The sequence below is a fragment of the Streptomyces sp. 891-h genome, assembly GCF_022760275.1.
Lineage (GTDB): Bacteria > Actinomycetota > Actinomycetes > Streptomycetales > Streptomycetaceae > Streptomyces > Streptomyces spirodelae.
Map to the genome: position 1 here is coordinate 5530847 of NZ_CP050693.1, position 21273 is coordinate 5552119.

Genomic DNA, 21273 nt, shown 5'->3' on the forward strand with positions numbered 1-21273 from the left:
CCCCGTGCTGCTGTCTTCCTGCGGCGACCCACGTACCCCCGGCCGCGCGGCAGTGCCCCCGCCCTCCCACGTAAACTTCACCGCATGGCGAGGAAGGACAACACCGAGAACCCTGGGCGGCTCAAGCAGATCGCTCAGACGTACAAGATGACCCGGCGCGTGGACCGGAAGATCGGTTGGATCCTGGCCGGCGTGGGGCTTGTCACCTTCGGTGTACTCCTCGCGATCGGCTTTCTGATCGGTCACCCCGTCTACGTGGGGATTCTGGGCGTACTGCTGGCCCTGCTGGCGTGCGCGATCGTCTTCGGGCGCCGCGCGGAGCGTGCCGCGTTCGGGCAGATGGAGGGACAGCCGGGGGCGGCGGCCGCCGTGCTGGAGAACATCGGGCGCGGCTGGCAGGTCACTCCGGCCGTGGCGATGAACCGTAGCCAGGACGTCGTGCACCGCGCGGTCGGCAAGGCGGGCATCGTGCTCGTGGGTGAGGGCAACCCCAACCGGCTGCGTGGGCTGCTGGCGTCCGAGAAGAAGAAGATGAACCGCGTCGTCGGCGACGTACCGGTGCACACCCTGGTCGTCGGCTCCGACGAGGGCCAGGTGGAGCTGAAGAAGCTGCGCGTCAAGATCATGAAGCTGCCTCGTACGCTGCAGGGCGCCGAGGTGACTCAGATCAACGACCGGCTCCGCGCGCTCGGCGACCTCATGAGCAATATGCCGATCCCGAAGGGGCCGATGCCCAAGGGCATGAAGCTCCCCAAGGGCCCGCAGGGCCGCTGACGCCGCACGAAACAGGGTGGGCTCCCGGACTCCCGGGGCCCACCCTGCCGCGCGTCGCCCTCAGGTCGGAATCCGTACCGCTCAGGAATCCGTACCGCTCAGGTGCGAATCTGCACGGAGCCCGAGAGCCGGTCGTGCAGTCCGCGGTTGTCGCGGTCCCAGATGAGCGCGGGAATGGCGAGCCCCAGCAGCACCGTACGTACCGCCGCGCGCCACACCGGCAGCTTGCCCAGCCCGTCCAGCGAGACGACGCGCAGCCGCAGCAGCCGCTTGCCCGGCGTCGAGCCGACCGTACCGACGGTCAGCAGGCTCATGACGAGGAACACGACGAGGGCCCAGTTGTTGGTGCCCTCCAGGTGGCGCCCCGCCAGCAGCCCGAAGGCGATGAGGGCCGAGAGCGCCCAGTCGATGAAAAGGGCGCCGACCCGGCGCCCGACCGGCGCGATGGCTCCGGGGCCGTCCTCGGGGAGGCCGAGCCGCTTGCCGCGGTGGCCGAAGTCGGCGCCCATCTCCTCCGCCGCGGCGCGCGGTCCTGACAGCCACGACCCGATTGCTTCCCTGTTGTCCACCCGACAACGGTATCGCGCTGATTTTCCGGGGGGACCGGACCCCACGGCCCTCGCCCTCACGGCCCTCGCCCCCCGGGGCCCGGGCGAGGTCGCTCGCCGTACGCCGTACGCCATACGCCGTACGTCAAACCCTGTACGCCGTACGGGCACAGCACCTCGCCCCTCACTCCCGCCGACGAACCGCAGCTCCGCAAACCGACCGTAACAACTGTGTTCCGCACGGTTACGCGCCACCCGCCCTGCCTGGTGGTTAACATCGGCGAAACAGATGGGTCATGCTGGAGAAATGGCCCCTGCCTAAGGTCGGCCCTCAGGCGTGCGGAGCCCTCGTGCCCGCACCCGGAGCCGGAGCAAGCCCGTCCCGACGCGGCGGGACTAGGAGGATGGATGTTCCAGAACGCCGACGAGGCCAAGAAGTACATCGCGGACAACGACGTCAAATTCATCGACGTCCGGTTCTGCGACCTGCCCGGCGTCATGCAGCACTTCGCCGTTCCGGCGGAGTCCTTCGACCCGGCCGAGAGCCTGATGTTCGACGGCTCCTCGATCCGCGGCTTCCAGGCCATCCACGAGTCCGACATGGCTCTGGTCCCGGACCTGTCGACCGCCCGGCTGGACCCGTTCCGCTCCGAGAAGCACCTCAACATCAACTTCTTCATCCACGACCCGATCACCGGCGAGCAGTACAGCCGTGACCCGCGGAACGTGGCCAAGAAGGCCGAGGCCTACCTCGCCTCCTCCGGCATCGCCGACACCGCGTTCTTCGGCCCGGAGGCGGAGTTCTACGTCTTCGACGACGTCCGCTTCGAGACCAAGGCGAACGCCGGCTACTACCACATCGACTCCGAGGCCGGCGCCTGGAACACCGGCGCCGTCGAGGTCGGCGGCAACCGCGGCTACAAGGTCCGCTACAAGGGCGGCTACTTCCCGGCCCCGCCCATCGACCACTTCGCCGACCTGCGTGCCGAGATCTCCCTCGAGCTGAGCCGCGCCGGTCTGCAGGTCGAGCGCCAGCACCACGAGGTGGGCACCGCGGGCCAGGCGGAGATCAACTACAAGTTCAACACGCTGCTGGCCGCGGCCGACGACCTGATGCTGTTCAAGTACATCGTCAAGAACACGGCCTGGCGCAACGGCAAGACCGCCACCTTCATGCCCAAGCCGATCTTCGGTGACAACGGCTCCGGCATGCACGTCCACCAGTCCCTGTGGGCGGGCGGCGACCCCCTCTTCTACGACGAGCAGGGCTACGCGGGTCTCTCGGACACCGCCCGCTACTACATCGGCGGCATCCTGCGCCACGCCCCCTCGCTGCTGGCCTTCACCAACCCGACGGTGAACTCCTACCACCGCCTGGTCCCCGGCTTCGAGGCCCCGGTCAACCTGGTCTACTCGCAGCGCAACCGCTCGGCGGCCATGCGCATCCCGATCACCGGCTCCAACCCGAAGGCCAAGCGCGTCGAGTTCCGCGCCCCGGACCCCTCGTCCAACCCCTACCTGGCCTTCTCCGCCCTGCTCCTCGCGGGTCTGGACGGCATCAAGAACAAGATCGAGCCCGCCGAGCCGATCGACAAGGACCTCTACGAGCTCGCCCCCGAAGAGCACGCCGACGTCCCCCAGGTCCCCACCTCCCTCCCCGCCGTCCTCGACGCCCTCGAGAACGACAACGAGTACCTCCAGGCCGGCGGTGTCTTCACCTCCGACCTGATCGAGACCTGGATCGACTACAAGCGCACCAACGAAATCGCCCCCATGCAGCTCCGCCCCCACCCCCACGAGTTCGAGCTGTACTTCGACATCTAAAGGCCGGGAATCTGCTGGATCAGCAGTCGTGCTGAGGGCCGCCACCCCTCCGGGTGGCGGCCCTCGCGCGTTGGGCTCGGCCGGACCTCCGGCTGACCTACTGCCACCCTTTCAGCGAGAGCTCGGGGCCGTCATTGAAGTAGTGGTGCAGAGCGGTCGCCGTGGTGGGCACGAACGCCTCGGGGAAGCTGTCGGCGTCGGCCCAACGGACCTGGGTGTGTTTGTCCGGCTCCCGGTTCTCCGGCGTGCCCGACCATTCGTGGGTGACGAAGACGACGGTCAGGAAGCCGTTGGGGGATTCGACGCCCCGGGCGCTGTGGATGATGTGCGCGACACGGAGGTCTTCCGGCCGCACGGCGACGCCGGTCTCCTCGTACAGTTCGCGGACCGCCGTGATGGTGATGGGCTCCCCGGGTTCGTTCTTGCCGACCGGGAGGTCCCATTTGCCTTGGGCGAACTTGGCGCGGGGTCCGCGTTGGAGGAGCAGGACGCGGTTGGTGGCCTTGTCGTGAACGATGACGGCGGCGACGAGCAGCGTCATGGAGTCCAGCGCGGGCGGCAGGGCGTCGGGCTGGTCGGTCCGCGGATCGGCCACGGGGCGGTTCCCTTCGTTCGCCGGGCGGTCTGATGCTGGAGGAGGGCCGGCGAGCGTGGCAGGCGAGTGCGGGCCGCCGTCGGCGTCGGCCTGGGGCGGTGGGGCCGGCGCCGCAGGAGCTGGGCTGGCCGGCGGGCTTGCCCTGCGCGTACCCATGCCCGCCCGGGCATGGCGTCATGTCAGGGGACGGCAGTCGGTTTGGTGGCCCGGACGATGGCGGAGTGCATGCCGTCGGTGACCGGGTGGGTCGGGGTGATCCGGACGTTGGTGAAACCGGCCGTCTCCAGGCCCTGTTGGTACTCGGCGAAGGACAGTGCTCCGGCGATGCAGCCGGTGTAGTCGCCTCGTTCGGCTCGTTGCGCGGCGGTGAGGTGGTTGTCGGCGACGATGTCGGCGATGCCGATACGGCCTCCGGGGCGCAGGACCCGGAATGTCTCGGCGAAGACCGCGGGCTTGTCGGTGGAGAGGTTGACGACGCAGTTGGAGATGACGGCGTCGATGGTGTTCGCGGGCAGCGGGATCGCCTCGATGGTGCCCTTGAGGAACTCCACGTTGTCCGCGCCGGACTTCGCCTTGTTGGCCAGGGCGAGGGCGAGCATCTCCTCGGTCATGTCCAGGCCGTACGCCTTGCCGGTCGGGCCGACGCGGCGGGCGGAGAGGAGGACGTCGATGCCGCCTCCGCTGCCGAGGTCGAGGACGTGTTCGCCCTCGCGGAGTTCGGCGACGGCCGTGGGGTTGCCGCAGCCCAGCGAGGCGGCGACGGCCTCGGGGGGCAGGTCCTCGCGCTGTTCGGCCCGGTAGAGGGCAGATCCGAAGCCCTCCTCGGTCACCTCGGCCCCGCCTGGGCCGCAGCAGCCTGTTCCCCCTTCGGTCACCTGCACGGCCGCTGCCGCGTATCGACGCCGGACGGTCTCCCGCAGTTCTTCGGTCTCTCGCAGTTCTTCGGTCTCGCTCATGACTGGCCCCCAAGGGGTCACGGCACCCGGAATGCCTGTTTCGATGTCCTTGAATGCAAGGATGGTCTCTGTATCGACAGGCGTCAAGATAGAGGGGTGTCGAAATAGAAAGGAATCCTCATTCGCAAGGGCGTGCGCAGCGCCGCTCCGGCCAGGGGTTAACATGTGAGCACCGCCTAGCTCGAAAGATAGATCTGTGACTGTCAACGACGACGTGTTCACCAACTGGAAGCACCGCGAGGAGATCGCGGAGTCGATGATCCCGCTCATCGGGAAGCTGCACCGCGAACGGGACGTCACCGTCCTGCTGCACAGCCGCTCCCTGGTGAACAAGTCGGTGGTCAGCATCCTCAAGACCCACCGGTTCGCCCGGCAGATCGCCGGCGCTGAGCTGTCGGTCACCGAGACGCTGCCGTTCCTGCGGACGCTCACCACGCTGGATCTCGGCCCCTCCCAGATCGACCTCGGCATGCTCGCCGCGATGTACCGCAGCGACGACCGGGGCCTGTCGGTCGAGGAGTTCACCGCGCAGGCCGTGGCCGGTGCGACGGGTGCCAACAAGATCGACCGCTGCGAGCCGCGGGATGTCGTGCTGTACGGCTTCGGCCGTATCGGCCGTCTCCTCGCCCGCCTGCTCATAGAGAAGGCCGGTTCCGGCAACGGGCTGCGGCTGCGCGCGATCGTCGTACGCCAGGGCGCCGGGGAGGCCGGCCGGGCCGCCAAGGACTTGGTCAAGCGGGCCTCGCTGCTGCGCCGTGACTCCATCCACGGCCAGTTCCAGGGCACCATCACCGTCGACGAGGCGAACAGCACGATCGTCGCCAACGGCAACGAGATCAAGGTGATCTACTCCGACGACCCGACGTCGGTGGACTACACGGCGTACGGCATCAAGGACGCCGTCCTCATCGACAACACCGGCAGGTGGCGGGACCGCGAGGGGCTCTCCAAGCACCTGCGCCCCGGTGTCGACAAGGTGATCCTGACCGCGTCGGGCAAGGGCGATGTGCCCAACGTGGTGCACGGGGTCAACCACGACATGATCAAGCCGGACGAGCGGATCATCTCCTGCGCGTCCTGCACCACCAACGCGATCGTGCCGCCGCTGAAGGCCATGGCGGACGAGTACGGGGTGGTACGCGGGCACGTGGAGACCGTCCACTCGTTCACCAACGACCAGAACCTGCTGGACAACTACCACAAGTCCGAGCGCCGTGGCCGCTCCGCGCCGCTCAACATGGTCATCACCGAGACGGGGGCCGCCTCCGCCGTGGCCAAGGCGCTGCCGGACCTCGAGGCGAAGATCACCGGCAGCTCGATCCGGGTCCCGGTGCCGGACGTCTCGATCGCCATTCTCAATCTGCAGCTCGCCCGCGAGACGAACCGTGAGGAAGTCCTCGACTACCTCCGCGACGTCTCGCTGACCTCCCCGCTCAAGCGTCAGATCGACTTCACCAGCGCACCCGACGCGGTCTCCAACGACTTCATCGGCTCGCGCCATGCCTCGATCGTCGACGCCGGTGCCACCAAGGTCGACGGCGACAACGCGATTCTGTACCTGTGGTACGACAACGAGTTCGGCTACTCCTGCCAGGTCGTCCGCGTGCTCCAGTACGTCTCCGGCGCCGAGTACCCCACCTTCCCCAACCCGGCGATGTGACCTCACGCCCCGTGATGCGCCTCCTGGGGTAGGTAGCGGACGCTTACTCGCTGCCTCCCTGCCTGCTGAGCGACAGCCCGTGCTCGTCGGCGAACGCGCGCCGGCACAGGCCGTGGCAGAAGGCGTAGAGGGCGCCTTGGTGTACGAGCGTGAGCGTGGACTCCTCCAGGTCCACGCTCATCCCGCAGACGGGGTCGGTCAGCTTTCCCCCGGGCGGGTTCGGCTCAGGGGGACCGCTGGCGGCGCCGGGACCGGCGGCGGCTGCCCTGTCGCGGTACGGCCGGGAGACGAGCTCCGTGAGATCCAGGCTGCTCATCGCCCGGCCGTACAGCCCCACACCGCCCTCGGAGATCCCGTCCACGAGAACCACGGCGTGCGGCTCGCGCCGGATGCGCTCCGGGTCGCGTCCCGCCGCTCGCTCGGTCTCGGCCAGCACCTCGGAGACGATCCGTACGGTGTACTCGCTCATCTCCTTGCGCCACGACGCCGGAACGGTGACCCGTACCAGATAACGCGGCGGAGCGGCCGCATCCGCCGCCGGACGCTCGCCCAGCACCCAGGTGGCGGGCTCGTGCACCAGCACCTGGGTGAGCCTGCGCTGGGCTTCGATCACCTCGATGGCGTGGCTGTCGTCCTCCACCATGAGCGTGTCGATGAGCCGCTTCCCCAGCGCCTGCTGCTCCTCCTCGCTCAAGGCGCCCTTGGGTGTGAAGACCTCGATCAGCAGCATCCGTCCGTCCCCTCCTGCGTCCTTGCCTGCTGTGTCCTGCCCTGCACGGAATGCCGCACACGATACGGAGGGGAGGTATCCGCGGCATCGCCCGGAGGAAGGAGCGGTGCGTTACCGCGTACGCAGTAGGGGAGCAGTAGCAGCAGAGGGGGAGCAGAGGACGCCGGTCCGTTCGCGGGCCGGGGTGTCAGGGCCGGTGCGTACAGTGGTTGTCCCCTGGGGTCGCCCGGAACGGTCCGCCTCAGGGCATGGCCATGGGCAGGGGGAGCACCAAGGGGGCGGGGCAGCATGACGATGCGCAGTCAGGCCGAGCGGGACGCGGTCACGGTGGAGATCGGCTACGCGCTCGTGACGGCGGTGGTACTGGCCGTCGTCGCGGGGCTCGCAGTGGCCAGTCCGGTGTGGTTCCTGCACCTGGAGGGCTCGGCCAAGGAGATCGTGAGCCGCCTCTCCCTCGTCTGCGCCGGCGGCGTACTCGTCTGGCGGCTGGCCAGTGTCCTGATCCGGTACGACAGCGGCAGGCGGTAGCCGCCGTACGGCGAACGAGATCGACGAGCAGGGCTTCGTGCGAGACCTCCGCGAAGGCCCCAGCCCGGCCCGCCCCAGCCCACCCACCCACCCCCTACTTCACCTCCACCCCGCCCCGCATGCGCAAGCGCGGGCCGCTTTACCGTGAGGGCAGTCCACGGGATATCTTGATATCGAGACGATGTAGACGCGAAGCGGAGTAGCGGTGACTGACTCGACCATCATCTATACGCAAACCGACGAGGCCCCGGCCCTGGCGACGTATTCGTTCCTGCCCGTGGTCGAGGCGTACGCCTCGACGGCCGGTGTCGCCGTCGAGAGCCGCGACATCTCCCTGGCCGGCCGGATCATCGCCAGCTTCCCCGAGCGCCTGGCGGAGGACCAGCGCATCGAGGACGCCCTCGCGCAGCTCGGTGAGCTTGCCAAGACCCCGCAGGCCAACATCATCAAGCTGCCGAACATCTCGGCGTCCATCCCGCAGCTCAAGGCCGCCATCGCGGAGCTGCAGGAGAAGGGGTACGCGCTGCCGGACTACCCGGACGACCCGCAGACCGACGAGGAGCGGGAGGTGCGCGCCCGCTACGACAAGGTCAAGGGCAGCGCCGTCAACCCGGTCCTGCGCGAGGGCAACTCCGACCGCCGCGCCCCGTCCTCCGTCAAGAACTACGCCAAGGCCAACCCGCACCGCATGGGCGAGTGGCGTGCCGACTCGAAGACGAACGTCGCGCACATGGACGGTGACGACTTCCGCTCCACCGAGAAGTCGGTCGTGCTGGCCAAGGAGGGTTCCCTCAAGATCGAGCTGCACGGTGACGACGGCTCCACCACGGTGCTGCGCGAGTCGGTACCGGTGCAGGCCGGCGAGGTCGTCGACGCTGCCGTGCTGCGGGTGGCCGCGCTGCGCGAGTTCCTCTCCGCGCAGGTCGAGCGGGCCAAGAAGGAGGGTGTGCTCTTCTCGGTGCACCTGAAGGCGACGATGATGAAGGTGTCCGACCCGATCATCTTCGGTCACACCGTGCGCGCCTTCTTCCCGAAGACGTTCGCCTCCTACGGTGACAAGCTGGCCGCCGCCGGTCTGACGCCGAACGACGGTCTGGGCGGCATCTACAAGGGCCTGGAGTCGCTGCCGGAGGGCGACAAGATCAAGGCCTCCTTCGACGCGGAGCTGGCCCAGGGCCCGGACCTGGCGATGGTCGACTCGCACCGCGGCATCAGCAACCTGCACGTGCCCAGCGATGTCATCGTGGACGCCTCCATGCCCGCGATGATCCGCACCTCGGGCCACATGTGGAACAAGGACGACCAGGAGCAGGACGCCCTCGCGGTCATCCCCGACAGCAGCTACGCGGGCATCTACCAGGCCGTCATCGACGACTGCCGCGCCAACGGCGCCTTCGACCCGTCCACCATGGGCTCCGTACCGAACGTGGGCCTGATGGCGCAGAAGGCCGAGGAGTACGGCAGCCACGACAAGACCTTCGAGATCCCGGCGACCGGCACGGTCCGCGTCCTGGACGACGAGGGCGAGCTGGTGCTGGAGCAGGCCGTCGGCGAGGGCGACATCTTCCGGATGTGCCAGACCAAGGACGTGCCGATCCAGGACTGGGTCAAGCTGGCCGTCACCCGCGCCCGCGCCACCGGCGACCCGGCCGTCTTCTGGCTGGACGAGACCCGCGCGCACGACCGGAACCTGATCGCCAAGGTCCGCGAGTACCTGCCGCTGCACAACACCGAGGGCCTGCGGATCGAGATCATGTCGCCGGCCGAGGCGATGAAGTTCTCGCTGGAGCGCATCCGCCGCGGCGAGAACACCATCTCCGTCACCGGCAACGTGCTGCGCGACTACCTCACCGACCTGTTCCCCATCATGGAGCTGGGCACCAGCGCCAAGATGCTCTCCGTGGTGCCGCTGATCAACGGCGGCGGGCTGTTCGAGACGGGCGCGGGCGGCTCGGCCCCCAAGCACGTGCAGCAGCTCGTCAAGGAGAACTACCTGCGCTGGGACAGCCTGGGCGAGTTCCTCGCGCTGGCCGTCAGCTTCGAACACCTCGCCCACAAGACGGGCAACGCGCGCGCCCAGATCCTCGCGGACACCCTCGACCGCGCCACCGGCACGCTGCTGAACGAGAACAAGTCGCCCAGCCGCAAGCTCGGCAGCATCGACAACCGCGGCAGCCACTTCTACCTGGCCCTCTACTGGGCGCAGGAGCTGGCCGGGCAGACCGAGGACACCCAGCTCGCGCAGGCGTTCGCCGGCCTGGCCAAGACGCTGGCCGAGCAGGAGCAGACGATCGTCGAGGAACTGCTGGCCGTCCAGGGCTCGCCCGTGGACATCGGCGGCTACTACCAGCCCTCCCCTCAGAAGGCCGCGGCCGTCATGCGCCCGTCGAAGACGTTCAACGAGGCCCTGTCCTCGCTGAGCTGACGTGCTGATGCAGTGCCCTTTGTGTGACAGGTCTGTGTGACAGGCCCGTGCGACAGGGCCCGGAGCGGTGCCGACCGACCGCTCCGGGCCCTGTCTTTTGCGGCCGGGGCCTCTCCATGAGCCCCCAACAGTGCTGGTCGGGGCGGTGGATAGCATCGCGGCGGCACTGCCCGTGGAACAGCGGCACTGCCCATGGAACAGCAGCAGTCGAGTCACGTACGGGGGAGCTCGTGTTCGGAATAGTCAGGCCCTGCAAGCACCGGCTTTCGGAAGGGCTCAGGACCGAGTGGATGGCGCATCTGTGCGGGCTCTGCCTCGCGCTGCGGGGCGACCACGGCCAGTTCGCACGGGTGGTGACGAACTATGACGGGCTGCTCATCTCCGTACTGACCGACGCGCAGACCGGTGTCGCCGCCGCCCGGCGCCGCACCGCTGGGCCGTGCCCGCTGCGCGGCATGCGGACCGCGTCCGTCGCGCAGGGCGAGGGAGCGCGGCTGGCGGCCTCGGTCTCGCTGGTCCTCGCCTCGGCGAAGGTGCGGGACCACATAGCCGACCGCGACGGCATGCTGCGCCGCCGCCCGGTCGCGGCTGCGGCGCGCCGGATAGCCGCGGGCTGGGACCGGGCCGGCGCCCGTACGGGCGGCACGCTGGGCTTCGACACCGCCGTCCTGGTCGACGCCGTGGACCGGCAGACGGACGTGGAGCGCGCCGCGGGGCCCGGCACCCCGCTCACCGCCGTCACCGAGCCGACCGAGACGGCGACGGCAGCGGCTTTCGCACATACGGCGACACTCGCGGGAAAGCCAGGTAACGCGGCACCCCTCGCCGAGGCCGGCCGCCTCTTCGGGCGCCTCGCACACCTGCTGGACGCGGTCGAGGACCGCGCCCAGGACGCCGCCGAGGGCGCCTGGAACCCCATAACCGCCACCGGCGCCACCCGCGCCGAGACCCGCCGACTGTGCGACGACGCGGTCCGCGGCATCCGACTGGCCCTGCGCGACGTCGACTTCGCCGACCCGCGTCTCGCACACGTCCTGCTGGTGCACGAGCTGCCACGCGCCGTGGACCGCGCGTTCGGCACCACGACATGCGCCCACACGGAGGGCGACGTTGTCGGCCTCGCGGATGCCCACACCCCGGACAACCCGTACCAACAGCAGCCCCACAGCCAACCCCCGTACGGGCAGCAGCCGCCGTACGGCCAGCCGCCCCACGGACGGCCGCCCTACGGGCAGGCCCCGCAGAATCTCAACGGCCCTGCGAACCCCTACGCGGGTCCCGACGGCGGTGGCCAGGTGCCACCCGGGACCGGAGGCGACGGCTGGGGCGGCTGGGGCGGTGACGGCTCCGGCGGCCACAGCCCACACCCGCCCAACCAGCGGCCTCCGCGCGGTCTCCTGGCCGGCTGTGCCGCATTCGTCGGCCTCTGCTGCACCTGCCAGCTGTGCTGCGCCTCCGAGTACGAGGGCCCCTGGTCCCGCAAGAAGCGCGAGGGCCTCTGCTCGGACTGCTGCGACGCCTGCGACTGCTGCAGCAACTGCAACTGCAACTGCGACTGCTGCAACTGCGACGGCTGCGATTGCTGCGACTGCGGCTGCGACTGCTGACGCGAGCCGTACGGCTCGCGGTCCACGGGATGTGACCCGAGAGGTGCGGCCCACGGGGCGCGGCCGAAGAAGTGTGGCAAAAGAAGCGGAAAACCACCGTCGTCGGGCGAGCTCGGATGGCAGGGTTCGGGTGACAGGCCACTGATGCCAGCTCGACCACGGCGGCCACGGGCGAACGGGCACGAACGGTCCGGTTCGGCAAGTAATCGGTCGACGATGGCCAGGTTTGTGCAAGGGCATGGCAAGGAATCCGTCAGCCGGACCGGGCATGTCCTCTCCGCGAAGTCAGGCAGAGAAGCCGGACAAGAAACTCGCGGAGTCGGGGGTATCCATTTGTCTGCGTACGAATTGTCTGCGCGGGAAGAGGCGCAGAGCTGGGCCCACAGCGAGCCGGTGGGCTCGGTAGGGAAGGGTTTCCGGCGTTCGGGGGACCGCAAGGCAGCGCCACGCCAGTGGCTCACGATGAGGGCCCGTAAGACTGTGCTGGTCGTCGTGCACACCGTGGTGTACGGGCGGCGGCTGCTCGACATCGTCCCCTTGCTGGGTGGGGACTTCCGAGTGCAGGTGTTGTTCACGGCACCGCCGCACGCGTTCCGGGACGGGGTGAAGGAGTTCCTCCGGGGGCTGGGGAGCGCCGTGGTGCCGTGGCGCAAGGCGGTGCGGATGCGCTTCGATCTTGCGCTGGCCGCCGGGCCGCGCGGGCTGGCGGAATTACGGGCGCCGGTGATCACGGTGCCGCACGGTGCGAACTTCCTGAAACGGATGGTGGGCGAGACCGAGTCCCGGATCCCCGGGCTCCGGCCCAGCGATCTGGCGCCCGACGGTGGCAGGCTGCCGGCCGCCGTGGTCCTCGCCCACCATGCGGACTCGCAGGAGCTGGCCCGTACGTTTCCCGCGGCGCTGCCCCGGGTGGTCGTGGCGGGAGACCCGGTACGGGACCGGATGGTCGCCAGCCTGCCCGCGCGGGACCGCTATCGCAGCGCGCTCGGGCTCAGGCCGGGACAGCGGCTCCTGGCCCTGACGAGCACCTGGGGCCCGCGGTCGTTCTTCACCCGCTTCGAGGCCGTGCTGCCTTGGCTCGCCGAGCAAGCACGCGGAGCGGGTATACGGGTGGCGGTGCTGATCCACACCAATGTGTGGTCAGGGCACGGACCCTGGCAGGTACGCGCGTGGCTGGCCCGGTGCCAGGACGCGGGTGTCCATCTCGTGCCGCCGGACGCCGACTGGCGTCCCTTCGTGCTCAGCGCGGACTGGATCGTCGGAGACCACGGCTCGGCCACGCTGTATTCGACCCTGACGGGGGCGCCCATCCTCCTGGCGGCCACTCCGGAGCAGGAGATCAACCCGCACTCGCCCGCCGCCGACCTGGCGTGCGTCGCACCGGCCCTCACCCCGTCGCGGCCGCTGCTGGAACAACTCGCTTATGCGGAGGAGGAGTACCGGCCGGAGGCGTACGCGCCGATCGCGCACCGCATCAGCTCGCAGCCAGGACGGTTCAGCCGGAACATGCGGGGACTGATGTACCGGCACCTCGGTCTCGGCCAGCCCGCCTACCCGGCCGAGACCAGGCCGCTGCCGCTGCCGCCGCCGCTGGCGGACGACGGTACCGAAGAGGGCAGGGAGGCCTCCGCGTGACCGCCACCGCGTACGGCCTGGAAGCCGCATGGGGGCGCGGCTCCGTGGTCGCACGACTGCACGCCGGTAGCGCCGTCCACGGCGATCGGGGCGGCACGGGCACGGCTGTGGCCGTCGCACGCCCGCTGCCCGACGGATTCGTCCATACGGCCGTCGTCTCCCTGCCGCGGCACGGTGCGGTTCGTCCGCTGCCGTCCGGTGACGTACCGGGCCGGTCGGCCGTGCGTTGGGGGCGGCATCTGGCCCTGGACGTCGACACCCGTCCTCCTGCCGGGCTACTGGACTGTGCCGATGTGCTGTACGGGCACCGACTGAGGCCCCTCGGTCAGCTTCCGGAGCTGTTTCGGCGGCTGTTGACGCAGCACCCGGGGTGTGCCCTGGTGGCGCTGCCCGCGGCACCCGGCGCGTGGGTGGGAGCTTCCCGGCCGGGGCAGCCGATGTGGTGCACCACGACAGGGGCAGTGCCATTGCTGCCGTCGCTGCTGTACGGGTGGGAGGAGGCCGGATGTCCGCGCGGGGCACTGGCCGGGGTCACGGTGACGCCGCTCAGCCGTCCCCGGTCCCGGCCCCGTCCTCGTCCCTGTTCTCGCCGGGGGGCATCCGGTCCGCCAGAGCTTTCAGTCTGGCCTGCAACCGGTTCGCGTCACGCGGGCTGATCGGCGACCACACCGCGATGGCTCGCCGGTAGTGGGCGTCCGCGGTCCCCGGGTCGCGCTGGGCCTCGGCGACGAGGCCCAGCATCTCCAGTGTCCTTGCCTGCCAGTGGGCCGAGCCCGCGTGGACGAACACCTCCAGTGCCCGGCCCAGTTCGCGGGTACCGAGGCGCACCTGCCCGGCCCAGCTGTGGGCGAAGCCGAGGAAGGCCAGCGCGCGGGCCTCGTCGTGCGGATCCTCGACGGTGCCGAGCGTGCGGTGGGCGTGGGCGAAGCGGTCCACCGCCTCTCCGAAGGCTTCCCGCTCCAGGGCGATCTCGCCGAGCACGATGTGGGCCAGTGCGGTGCCCCGCAGATACCCGATCCTCTCCCATACCTCGATGGCCTTCTCCAGATGCGGCACGGCCTCGGCCCCGCGCCCGGACTCGTACAGACAGGCACCGAGTCCCAGCAAAGCCTGGCCGTACGGACGTTCGGCACCGGCGGCGCGTGCCGAGTCACGGGCAAGGCGGTACCACTCGACGGCCTCCGTGAGCCGGCCGGCGCTGCTCAGGCCGGCCGCGCCGGAGGTGAGCATCTGCCGCTCGGCGGCGGTGTCCTGTGCGCGGCGTGCCGCTGCCAGCCCGATGCGATGTGCCTCGATCCAGTCGTCGTAGTGGCGCAGCCGCAGAAAGAGCGGCCACATGGCATCCACAAGTTGCCAGGTGGCGGCGTGCCAGCCGCGTTCGGCGACCTCGCGCAGCAGCCGCATCAGGTCGAGTCGCTGGGACTCCAGCCAGGCGAGGGCGGCGGGCTCGTCGTGGAAGTCCGGGATACGTTCCGTCGGCGCCGCATGGTCCCGTGCCATCGGCCGCCGCGTCGGCACCAGTAGTCGCTCGGCCCGGGCCACGGCCGCCAGCCGTACGTCGAAAGCACGCCGCACCCGTGCCGCACGGGCGGCCGTGTCCTCGACGGCGTACGCGCGTTCCCCGGCGTGCAACCGAACGAGGTCGTGGAAGCGGTGGCCCACCTCGCCGTGGTCCTCCAGCAGATTGGCCTCCACCAGCGCGTCCAGGCGCGCCTCGGCCTCGGCCAACGGTACATCGCACACAGCGGCGGCCAGCCGTAGATCGAACGTCGTCATGGGTAGCAGCCCGAGTCCCCGGTAGAGCTCAGCCGCAGGCGGACTCAGGGCGGCGTACGACTCTTCCAGTACTCCCCGCACCGCTCTCTCTCCTTCCACGTCGAGCGCCGCCAGGCGTCTTTGATCGCTCGCCAGGGCGTCGGCCATGGCTCGCACCGGCTGCCCCGGGCGGGCCGCCAAGCGCGCCGAGACCAGGCAGAGCGCCAGCGGCAGCCCCGCGCACAACGCCACCACGCGCCCGGCGGCTGCCGCCTCCTGTCCGATGCGCTCGGCGCCCACTCCACGCTGGAGCAGTTCTTTCGCGGCGGCGGGCGGGAGGGAGCGCAGTTCGTGGAAGTCGGCGCCGTCCGTGCCCAGACCGGTCAGTCGCTGCCTGCCGGTGACGACGGCCAGACTGCCGTCGCCGCTCGGCAGCAGCGGCCGCACCTGGGCCGCTGTGAACGCGTTGTCCAGCAGTACGGCGATGCGCAGTCCGGCCGTCGCGGAGCGCCACGTCGCCGCCTGCTCCGCCAGCCCGCGCGCCGTCGGTGCGCCGAGCGCGCGGAGGAACTGTCCCAGCACTTCGCCGGGGGCCGCCGCGTCCTGCGCCGTATGGCCGCGGAGGTCGGCATAGAACTGGCCGTCCGGGTACTGGTCGGCCAAGTGCCGTAGCCAGTGCGTCGCCACCGCTGTCTTGCCGACTCCGCCCGGTCCGGTGACCACGATCAGCGGAGGCGCGGTATCCGCCGATCGGGCGCGGCGCTCCTCCAGCGCCCGCAGATCCGCCTCGCGGTCGGTGAAGTTCCGGGAAGCAGGCGGAAGTTGCCGAGGCACCGGCCTTGGCGCCGCTGGCAGGTGGGCGTGAATGCCGCCGTGCACCTGGTCGGCCTGGACTGTGACACCGTGCAGGGTGGTGTTTCCGCCGATGACGTTCCGTCCGGCGTTGACGCCGCTGTCGGCCCGGCCGTCGTCCTCGTGGTCATCGGCACCGCTGCCCGTGTCCATCCGCCACCCCGTTCGACGTGCCCTTGTTGATGCATTTGGCATATGACACTGCACCTCTCCGGCTTTCTGTGCTTTACCCCGGCAATGACCCACCAACGAGGTGCGATTAGGCCAAAAGTTCGACGCGTACTGGTGTTGGGGCGCGCTCGGTGTCATGCTCACCTCCGCGTAGGTGCCGGCGAGAGGAAACGCTGGTGATGATCCATCTGCTCGGCCCGGTCGAACTCTCCGGCCGGGGGCGGACACCTCGCCTTGGGTCTGACAAGGCCCGCCTCGTGCTGGCCTCACTCGCCGCCGAACTCGGCCACCCGGTCTCTCTCGACACCCTGGTGCACCGGCTCTGGGAGGACTATCCGCCCAACAGCCCCCGGGAGAATCTGCACGTCTACATCTCCCGGATCCGCAAGGCACTCCGCGAGATCCATCCCGCCGCCCCCGCCACCATCACCCAGCACGCCCACACCTACACGCTGGAGGCCGACCCGGACCACGTCGACTGGCATCGGTACCGCCGCCTCGCCTCCGCCGCCACGGAGCTCGCCCACGGTGGTGACGACATCCGAGCCGTGGCCGGAATCCACGCCGCGGAGGAACTGTGGAGGGGCGCACCACTGGCCGGGCTTCCCGGCTCCTGGGCCGCCTCGACGCGGCTGGCCATCGAGGCGCAGCACCGGAGCGTCACCGCCTCTCGCATCGCCATGGAACTGCGGCTGGAGCGGTACGCGGAGCTCGCGGGAGAACTGGCCTCCATCGTCGAGCAGCACCCGGAGGATGAAACCCTCATCGGGCAATTCATGATCGCCTGTTACGGCAGCGGACGGCACGCCGAGGCATTGAACGTCTATCAACGGGCCCGGCAGACGCTCCGGGAAACCTGCGGAGCCGATGTGGGGGACGAACTCGCCCGTATCCACCAGCACATACTCCGCCGGGCCCCGGTACGGCAGCTCTCCCGCCCCGAACCGGCCGCCGAACCGGTACGGACTGCGAATCCGCCGGACAATCTGCCCCGGCACTCACCACTGATCGGCAGGCAGCGCGAAATGCGCAGACTGCGGGGCGCGGCCCTGGCGGACGGCGAGCGCAGTCCGGCCATCGCGGTCGAATCCATCTCCGGAATGGCAGGCGTCGGCAAGAGTTGTCTGGCCCTGCATGCCGCCCAGGAGCTACAGGAGCACTTCCCGGACGGCCGCATTTACCTCGACCTCCACGCGCACGCCGCGGCTCAGCAGCCGATGAGTCCTCGGACCGCCCTCGGCGCCCTGCTGCGACTGGCCGGGGTGCCCGCCGCGCGGATACCGGGTGACCTGGCGGAGCGCGCCGCGATGTGGCGCAGACACCTGGCGGAGAGCCGGACCCTGGTCATCCTCGACGACGCCGCCGGTCCGGAGCAGATCCAGCCGCTGCTCCCGGCGGCCCCACCCTCGTTGGCCCTGATCACCAGCCGATCCCGGATGGTGGGGCTGGGCGCTGTCCGCTCGCTCGCCCTGGACGTTCTGCCGCGGGACGATGCCATCGCCCTCTTCCGGCAGCTCACCAGCGGAGCCGACCAGGAGTTCGGTCTGCCGGGCGCAGACTCGGCCGAGGACGCCGAACTGGCCGGCATCGTCCACCAGTGCGGTTACCTTCCGCTGGCCATCGAGATCGCTGCCAGTCGGCTGACAGCACACCCCTCATGGACATTACGCGAACTGAGTGAACGGCTGGCGCGGGCACCTGGACGACTGGTCGAGATACGCGACGGATACCGGGAGATCGCGAGCGCCTTCGCGATGTCGTACCAGACACTCGCCCCACAGCAGCGCTCCGCTTTCCGGCGGCTGAGTCTGCACACCGGGCCGGAGTTCGGTCTTCACGCGGCGGCCGTCCTGCTCGGTCGGCCCGTGGCCGAGACCGAACGCGTCCTGGAGGACCTGCTGAGGGGCCACCTGATCCAGGAACCGTCCCCGCATCGGTTCCGCTATCACGACCTCCTCGGCGAGTACGCCCGCACGTTGTGCTCCGTACACCGGGAAGAGGAGAGCACGGAGGGTGGGGAGGGCGGGGAAGACGGAGAGGACGGCGGCACGTACGAGGCGTCGGTCGCGCGGCTGATCGACTTCTATGTGCGCACTGCCGGTGGTTGTGACCGCCTGCTGTACCCCTCCAGAGCCCCGCGTACCCCGGTGGACGTTGCTGCGGCAGAGAGCAGTCGGACCCCGCACGCCCTACCAGCCATTTCGCCTCCGCCTGGGATCGATACCACTGAGGGAGCCCGTCGGTGGCTGGCCACCGAACTGCTCAACCTGCTGTCGGCGCACCAGTACGCACGCGAGCACGGTATGCCCGAACGTGCCGCACTGCTCGCCGACGCGCTGGCCGACTACCTCGACGCTGAGGCCCAGTGGGCCGAGGCGGCCCGGATGCACGAGCACGCCGTCCAGTACTGGCGGAGCACCGGTGACCGGCGGGCCCTGTGCCGGTCCCTGCTCGATCTCAGCTCCGTCCTCTCCAGCACCGCCCGCTATCAGGCTGCCGATGACGCGGCCCGCTCAGCGCTGGAGCTGGCCCGGGAAGACGGTGACGTTCCCAGCGAGATCGGAGCCTTGCGTATTCTCGGCATCCTCCACTGGCACACGGGCGAGAACCGGATGGCCCTGACCTTCAACAAGCGTTCCCTGGAACTGTGTGCCGTCCTGCAGGACCCTTGGACGGAAGCCAGATGCCGGAACAACACAGCCATTGCTCAGCTCTACCTCGGAGAGCACGAGCTCGCGCTGCGAAACTTCCAGGGAGCCCTCAATGGATTTTCTGCCTCCGGCGACCCGCGAAATTTCGGGAAAACGCTGAACAACCTTGGAGACTTGTACCGGGTGACTGGCGCGTTCAATTCCGCCCGACAGGCATACGAGGAGGCCCTGCACCTAGCCGAGAACACCGGGAGTCGCGCGGACGTCGCCATAACCCATGCAAATATTGCGGAACTCCTCCTCGCCCTGGGCGAGAACGGCGAAGGCAGGGAAAAATACACCCTCGCCCTGGAGACCTTTCAAAAGCTGGGCGACAAGAAGAACGAGGCGGCCGCACTGTGCGGGCTGGGGCGCGCCGCTTTCTCCTCCGGCGCTCTGGATACGGCACTGAGCCATGCCCGTCGCGCTCTCGGCATCGCCAGGGAGATCGGCGCCACCGACGAGGAGACGCAGGCGTTGCGGCTGACCGGGCAGGTCGAACTCGCCCGTGGCCGGTCGGGGTTGGCCGTCGACCATCTTACCTCCGCCCTCGCCGTGGCCAGGTGCACCGGCTCCTCCGAAGAGGTGTCCAGGACCGAGGAGGTCTTGGCCGAGGCCCGGCGCCGTGCCGTTCGCGGTACAAGCTCTGAGTGAACACGACAACTACGAAGCGGGAAAGATACGTTCGTAGGAAATCGAAAATCCACGCCCTCTCGGAATGTGGCGTCGGGCGGCGACTGGCAACTGCCAAAGGCATCTCGCACGCTTTTGCGGTTGCTCAGCCATGTGTGCTAAACATTCCCCTCTGCAAGATCGCCCACACCCCGAGAGGCCTGAATTGACCAGCGCACTACGCAGAGCGGCGACCTACGGCACCATCGTGCTCCTCTCCCTCGCCGTCGTTGCCGCGGCGGCCCCGTCGGCTGCTGCCATATCCGTCCAGACGGCTCGGTACGGGATCTGCAACCCGACGTGACCTGCGCTCCGGCGCACCTCGCGGCAGGTGCGCCGGGGCCGCCGTAGTAAAACCTGGCGACCGGCGAGGGGGAGCTCTGCTACCTTGCCCGGCATGCCACAGCGTGCCGCATGTATCGCCAGGACGACGACGCCGGACCAGGTCCCGGCGCGCTGAGCCACGTCACAGACGTATCACCGAAGCCCCGGGCCGAGCGCCCGGGGCTTCGTCGTTCCGCTCTCCCGGGTGCCCGCCCGCCGCCATGAGCACCAGGGAGAGCCGTATGAGTACCGCACACCACGATCACCGTTCGCTCGGTCGCGAACTGGGCCTGTTCGGCACCGATCCGCTGATCGGTGCCGGGTTGCCGTACTGGCTGCCGGACGGGGCCACCGTCCGGCACGCGCTGGAGGAGTACGTGCGCGCAGTCGAGCGCCGCGCGGGGTACCAGCATGTGTACTCGCCCGCGCTGGGGAAGAGGGAGCTGTACGAGCTCTCCGGACACTGGGCGCACTACGCCGACGACATGTTCCCGCCGCTGGAGGCGGGCGAGGGCGGCGACGGCGAACAGCTGGTGCTCAGGCCCAGCCTGTGCCCGCATCACGCGCTCATCTACCGGTCCCGTGCGCGCAGCTACCGTGAACTGCCGCTGCGGATCGCGGAGCTGGGCGCCATGTACCGCGCCGAGCGCTCCGGCGTGCTCGGCGGGCTGACCAGAGTGCGGGCCATCCAGCTCAACGACGCGCACATCTTCTGCGCCCTCGACCAGGTCGCCGCCGAGGCGCGGGCGGCGCTGGAGCTGATCCGGGCCGCCTACCGGGCACTCGGTATCGAGGCGGCCCGCTACCGGCTGTCCCTCCCGGCCCCCGGCGGCGGGTACGCGGCGGACCCGGACGCCTGGCGGCAGGCCACCGCGTTGCTGACCGGGGTACTCGAGGAGTCCGGGCTGCCGTACGAGGCGGCGGAGGGCGAGGCGGCCTTCTACGGGCCGAAGATCGATGTGCAGATCGCCGACGCGGCGGGCAGGGAGGCGACCCTCTCCACCGTCCAGGTCGACCTCCACCAGCCCGCACGCTTCGATCTGCGCTACATCGGCGCGGACGGCGGCAAACACCGGCCCGTCATGGTGCACCGAGCGGTGATCGGCAGCGTGGAGCGTGCCGTGGCTCAGCTGATCGAGGTGCACGGCGGCGCTTTCCCGGCGTGGCTGGCGCCGACCCAGGTCACCGTGTTGCCGGTATCGGAGGCGCAGGTGCCCGAGGGTGAGGCGTTCGAGCGGCGCTGCGCCCGGGCAGGACTCCGCGCCGAACTGGTCCCTCCCGGGCGTGGCAGCCTGGGCGCCCGCGTACGGGAGGCGCGGCTCGTGCCGTACCAGGTGGTGATCGGTCCCCGCGAGGCCGCCGACGGGCTGCTCGCGCTGCGGCTGCGCGACGGCCGCCGCCTCGGACCGTTCCCCGGGAGCGAGGCCGTCGACCGGATCGCCGCACTCGTGGCCCGGCACAGCACCGAGCTGTGGTGAACGCGCCCCGGAAGGCCAGGCGCCGGAAGGCCGGGAAGGGGTAGAGAGC

Annotated in this window: 15 protein-coding genes; 10 read left to right on the forward strand and 5 right to left on the reverse strand. The window is 69.8% G+C overall.

Annotation, left to right across the window (positions count from 1 at the left end; translation table 11 throughout):
* The first annotated feature begins 84 nt into the window (after positions 1-84).
* Entirely contained in the window at positions 85-774 is a 690-nt protein-coding gene (locus HC362_RS24250) for a DUF4191 domain-containing protein (RefSeq protein ID WP_209263459.1), read from the forward strand.
* A gap of 98 nt (positions 775-872) precedes the next feature.
* Here HC362_RS24250 and HC362_RS24255 read toward each other — a convergent pair whose 3' ends face one another.
* Positions 873-1343 carry an RDD family protein gene (locus HC362_RS24255; protein ID WP_243086219.1) on the reverse strand — a complete coding sequence of 157 codons (471 nt, stop codon included), beginning with the start codon at positions 1341-1343 and terminating at the stop codon, positions 873-875.
* A gap of 387 nt (positions 1344-1730) precedes the next feature.
* Here HC362_RS24255 and glnA point away from each other — a divergent pair, with 387 nt between their 5' ends.
* Positions 1731-3146 carry a type I glutamate--ammonia ligase gene (glnA, locus tag HC362_RS24260; protein ID WP_243086220.1) on the forward strand — a complete coding sequence of 472 codons (1416 nt, stop codon included), beginning with the start codon at positions 1731-1733 and terminating at the stop codon, positions 3144-3146.
* Positions 3147-3243: 97 nt separating this feature from the next.
* Here the strand turns inward: glnA and HC362_RS24265 are convergent, their stop codons facing one another.
* Together HC362_RS24265 and arsM are read right to left on the reverse strand one after the other, a co-directional pair.
* Positions 3244-3687, reverse strand: a complete 444-nt coding sequence (locus HC362_RS24265) for an NUDIX domain-containing protein (RefSeq protein ID WP_243088790.1) — start codon at positions 3685-3687, stop codon at positions 3244-3246.
* Between the two features lie 233 nt (positions 3688-3920).
* On the reverse strand, positions 3921-4697 hold the full coding sequence (gene arsM, locus HC362_RS24270; RefSeq protein WP_243086221.1) for an arsenite methyltransferase: 777 nt from the start codon (positions 4695-4697) through the stop codon (positions 3921-3923).
* A gap of 196 nt (positions 4698-4893) precedes the next feature.
* Here arsM and HC362_RS24275 point away from each other — a divergent pair, with 196 nt between their 5' ends.
* Positions 4894-6357 carry a glyceraldehyde-3-phosphate dehydrogenase gene (locus HC362_RS24275; RefSeq protein WP_243086223.1) on the forward strand — a complete coding sequence of 488 codons (1464 nt, stop codon included), beginning with the start codon at positions 4894-4896 and terminating at the stop codon, positions 6355-6357.
* Between the two features lie 43 nt (positions 6358-6400).
* On the opposite strand, the gene HC362_RS24280 is transcribed toward HC362_RS24275, so the two are convergent.
* Positions 6401-7087 (reverse strand): hypothetical protein, encoded by a 687-nt coding sequence (locus HC362_RS24280; protein WP_243086225.1) that lies wholly within the window; start codon positions 7085-7087, stop codon positions 6401-6403.
* Between the two features lie 288 nt (positions 7088-7375).
* Between HC362_RS24280 and HC362_RS24285 the strand changes: the two genes are divergently transcribed.
* The 4 genes from HC362_RS24285 to HC362_RS24300 all read left to right on the forward strand — a co-directional run bounded on the left by HC362_RS24285 (position 7376) and on the right by HC362_RS24300 (position 13282).
* Complete coding sequence (locus tag HC362_RS24285) at positions 7376-7615, forward strand: DUF6332 family protein (protein WP_243086227.1); 240 nt, start codon at positions 7376-7378, stop codon at positions 7613-7615.
* Between the two features lie 205 nt (positions 7616-7820).
* Complete coding sequence (locus HC362_RS24290; protein WP_243086228.1) at positions 7821-10040, forward strand: NADP-dependent isocitrate dehydrogenase; 2220 nt, start codon at positions 7821-7823, stop codon at positions 10038-10040.
* Between the two features lie 230 nt (positions 10041-10270).
* Positions 10271-11647, forward strand: coding sequence for a DUF5685 family protein (locus HC362_RS24295; RefSeq protein WP_243086230.1), 1377 nt, complete (start codon positions 10271-10273; stop codon positions 11645-11647).
* A gap of 462 nt (positions 11648-12109) precedes the next feature.
* On the forward strand, positions 12110-13282 hold the full coding sequence (locus HC362_RS24300) for a hypothetical protein (RefSeq protein WP_243086232.1): 1173 nt from the start codon (positions 12110-12112) through the stop codon (positions 13280-13282).
* A gap of 546 nt (positions 13283-13828) precedes the next feature.
* Here HC362_RS24300 and HC362_RS24305 read toward each other — a convergent pair.
* A complete protein-coding gene (locus HC362_RS24305) occupies positions 13829-16042 on the reverse strand; it encodes a tetratricopeptide repeat protein (protein ID WP_243086234.1) in 2214 nt (737 codons plus the stop codon).
* A 197-nt stretch (positions 16043-16239) separates the two neighbouring features.
* Here HC362_RS24305 and HC362_RS24310 point away from each other — a divergent pair, with 197 nt between their 5' ends.
* From HC362_RS24310 to thrS, 3 genes are all read left to right on the forward strand, one after another.
* On the forward strand, positions 16240-19404 hold the full coding sequence (locus tag HC362_RS24310; protein ID WP_243088791.1) for a BTAD domain-containing putative transcriptional regulator: 3165 nt from the start codon (positions 16240-16242) through the stop codon (positions 19402-19404).
* A 184-nt stretch (positions 19405-19588) separates the two neighbouring features.
* Entirely contained in the window at positions 19589-19726 is a 138-nt protein-coding gene (locus HC362_RS24315) for a hypothetical protein (protein ID WP_243086235.1), read from the forward strand.
* Between the two features lie 262 nt (positions 19727-19988).
* The gene (gene thrS, locus HC362_RS24320) at positions 19989-21224 is read left to right on the forward strand and encodes a threonine--tRNA ligase (protein ID WP_243086237.1); all 1236 of its coding nucleotides are present in this window, start codon (positions 19989-19991) and stop codon (positions 21222-21224) included.
* Positions 21225-21273: the final 49 nt, after the last annotated feature.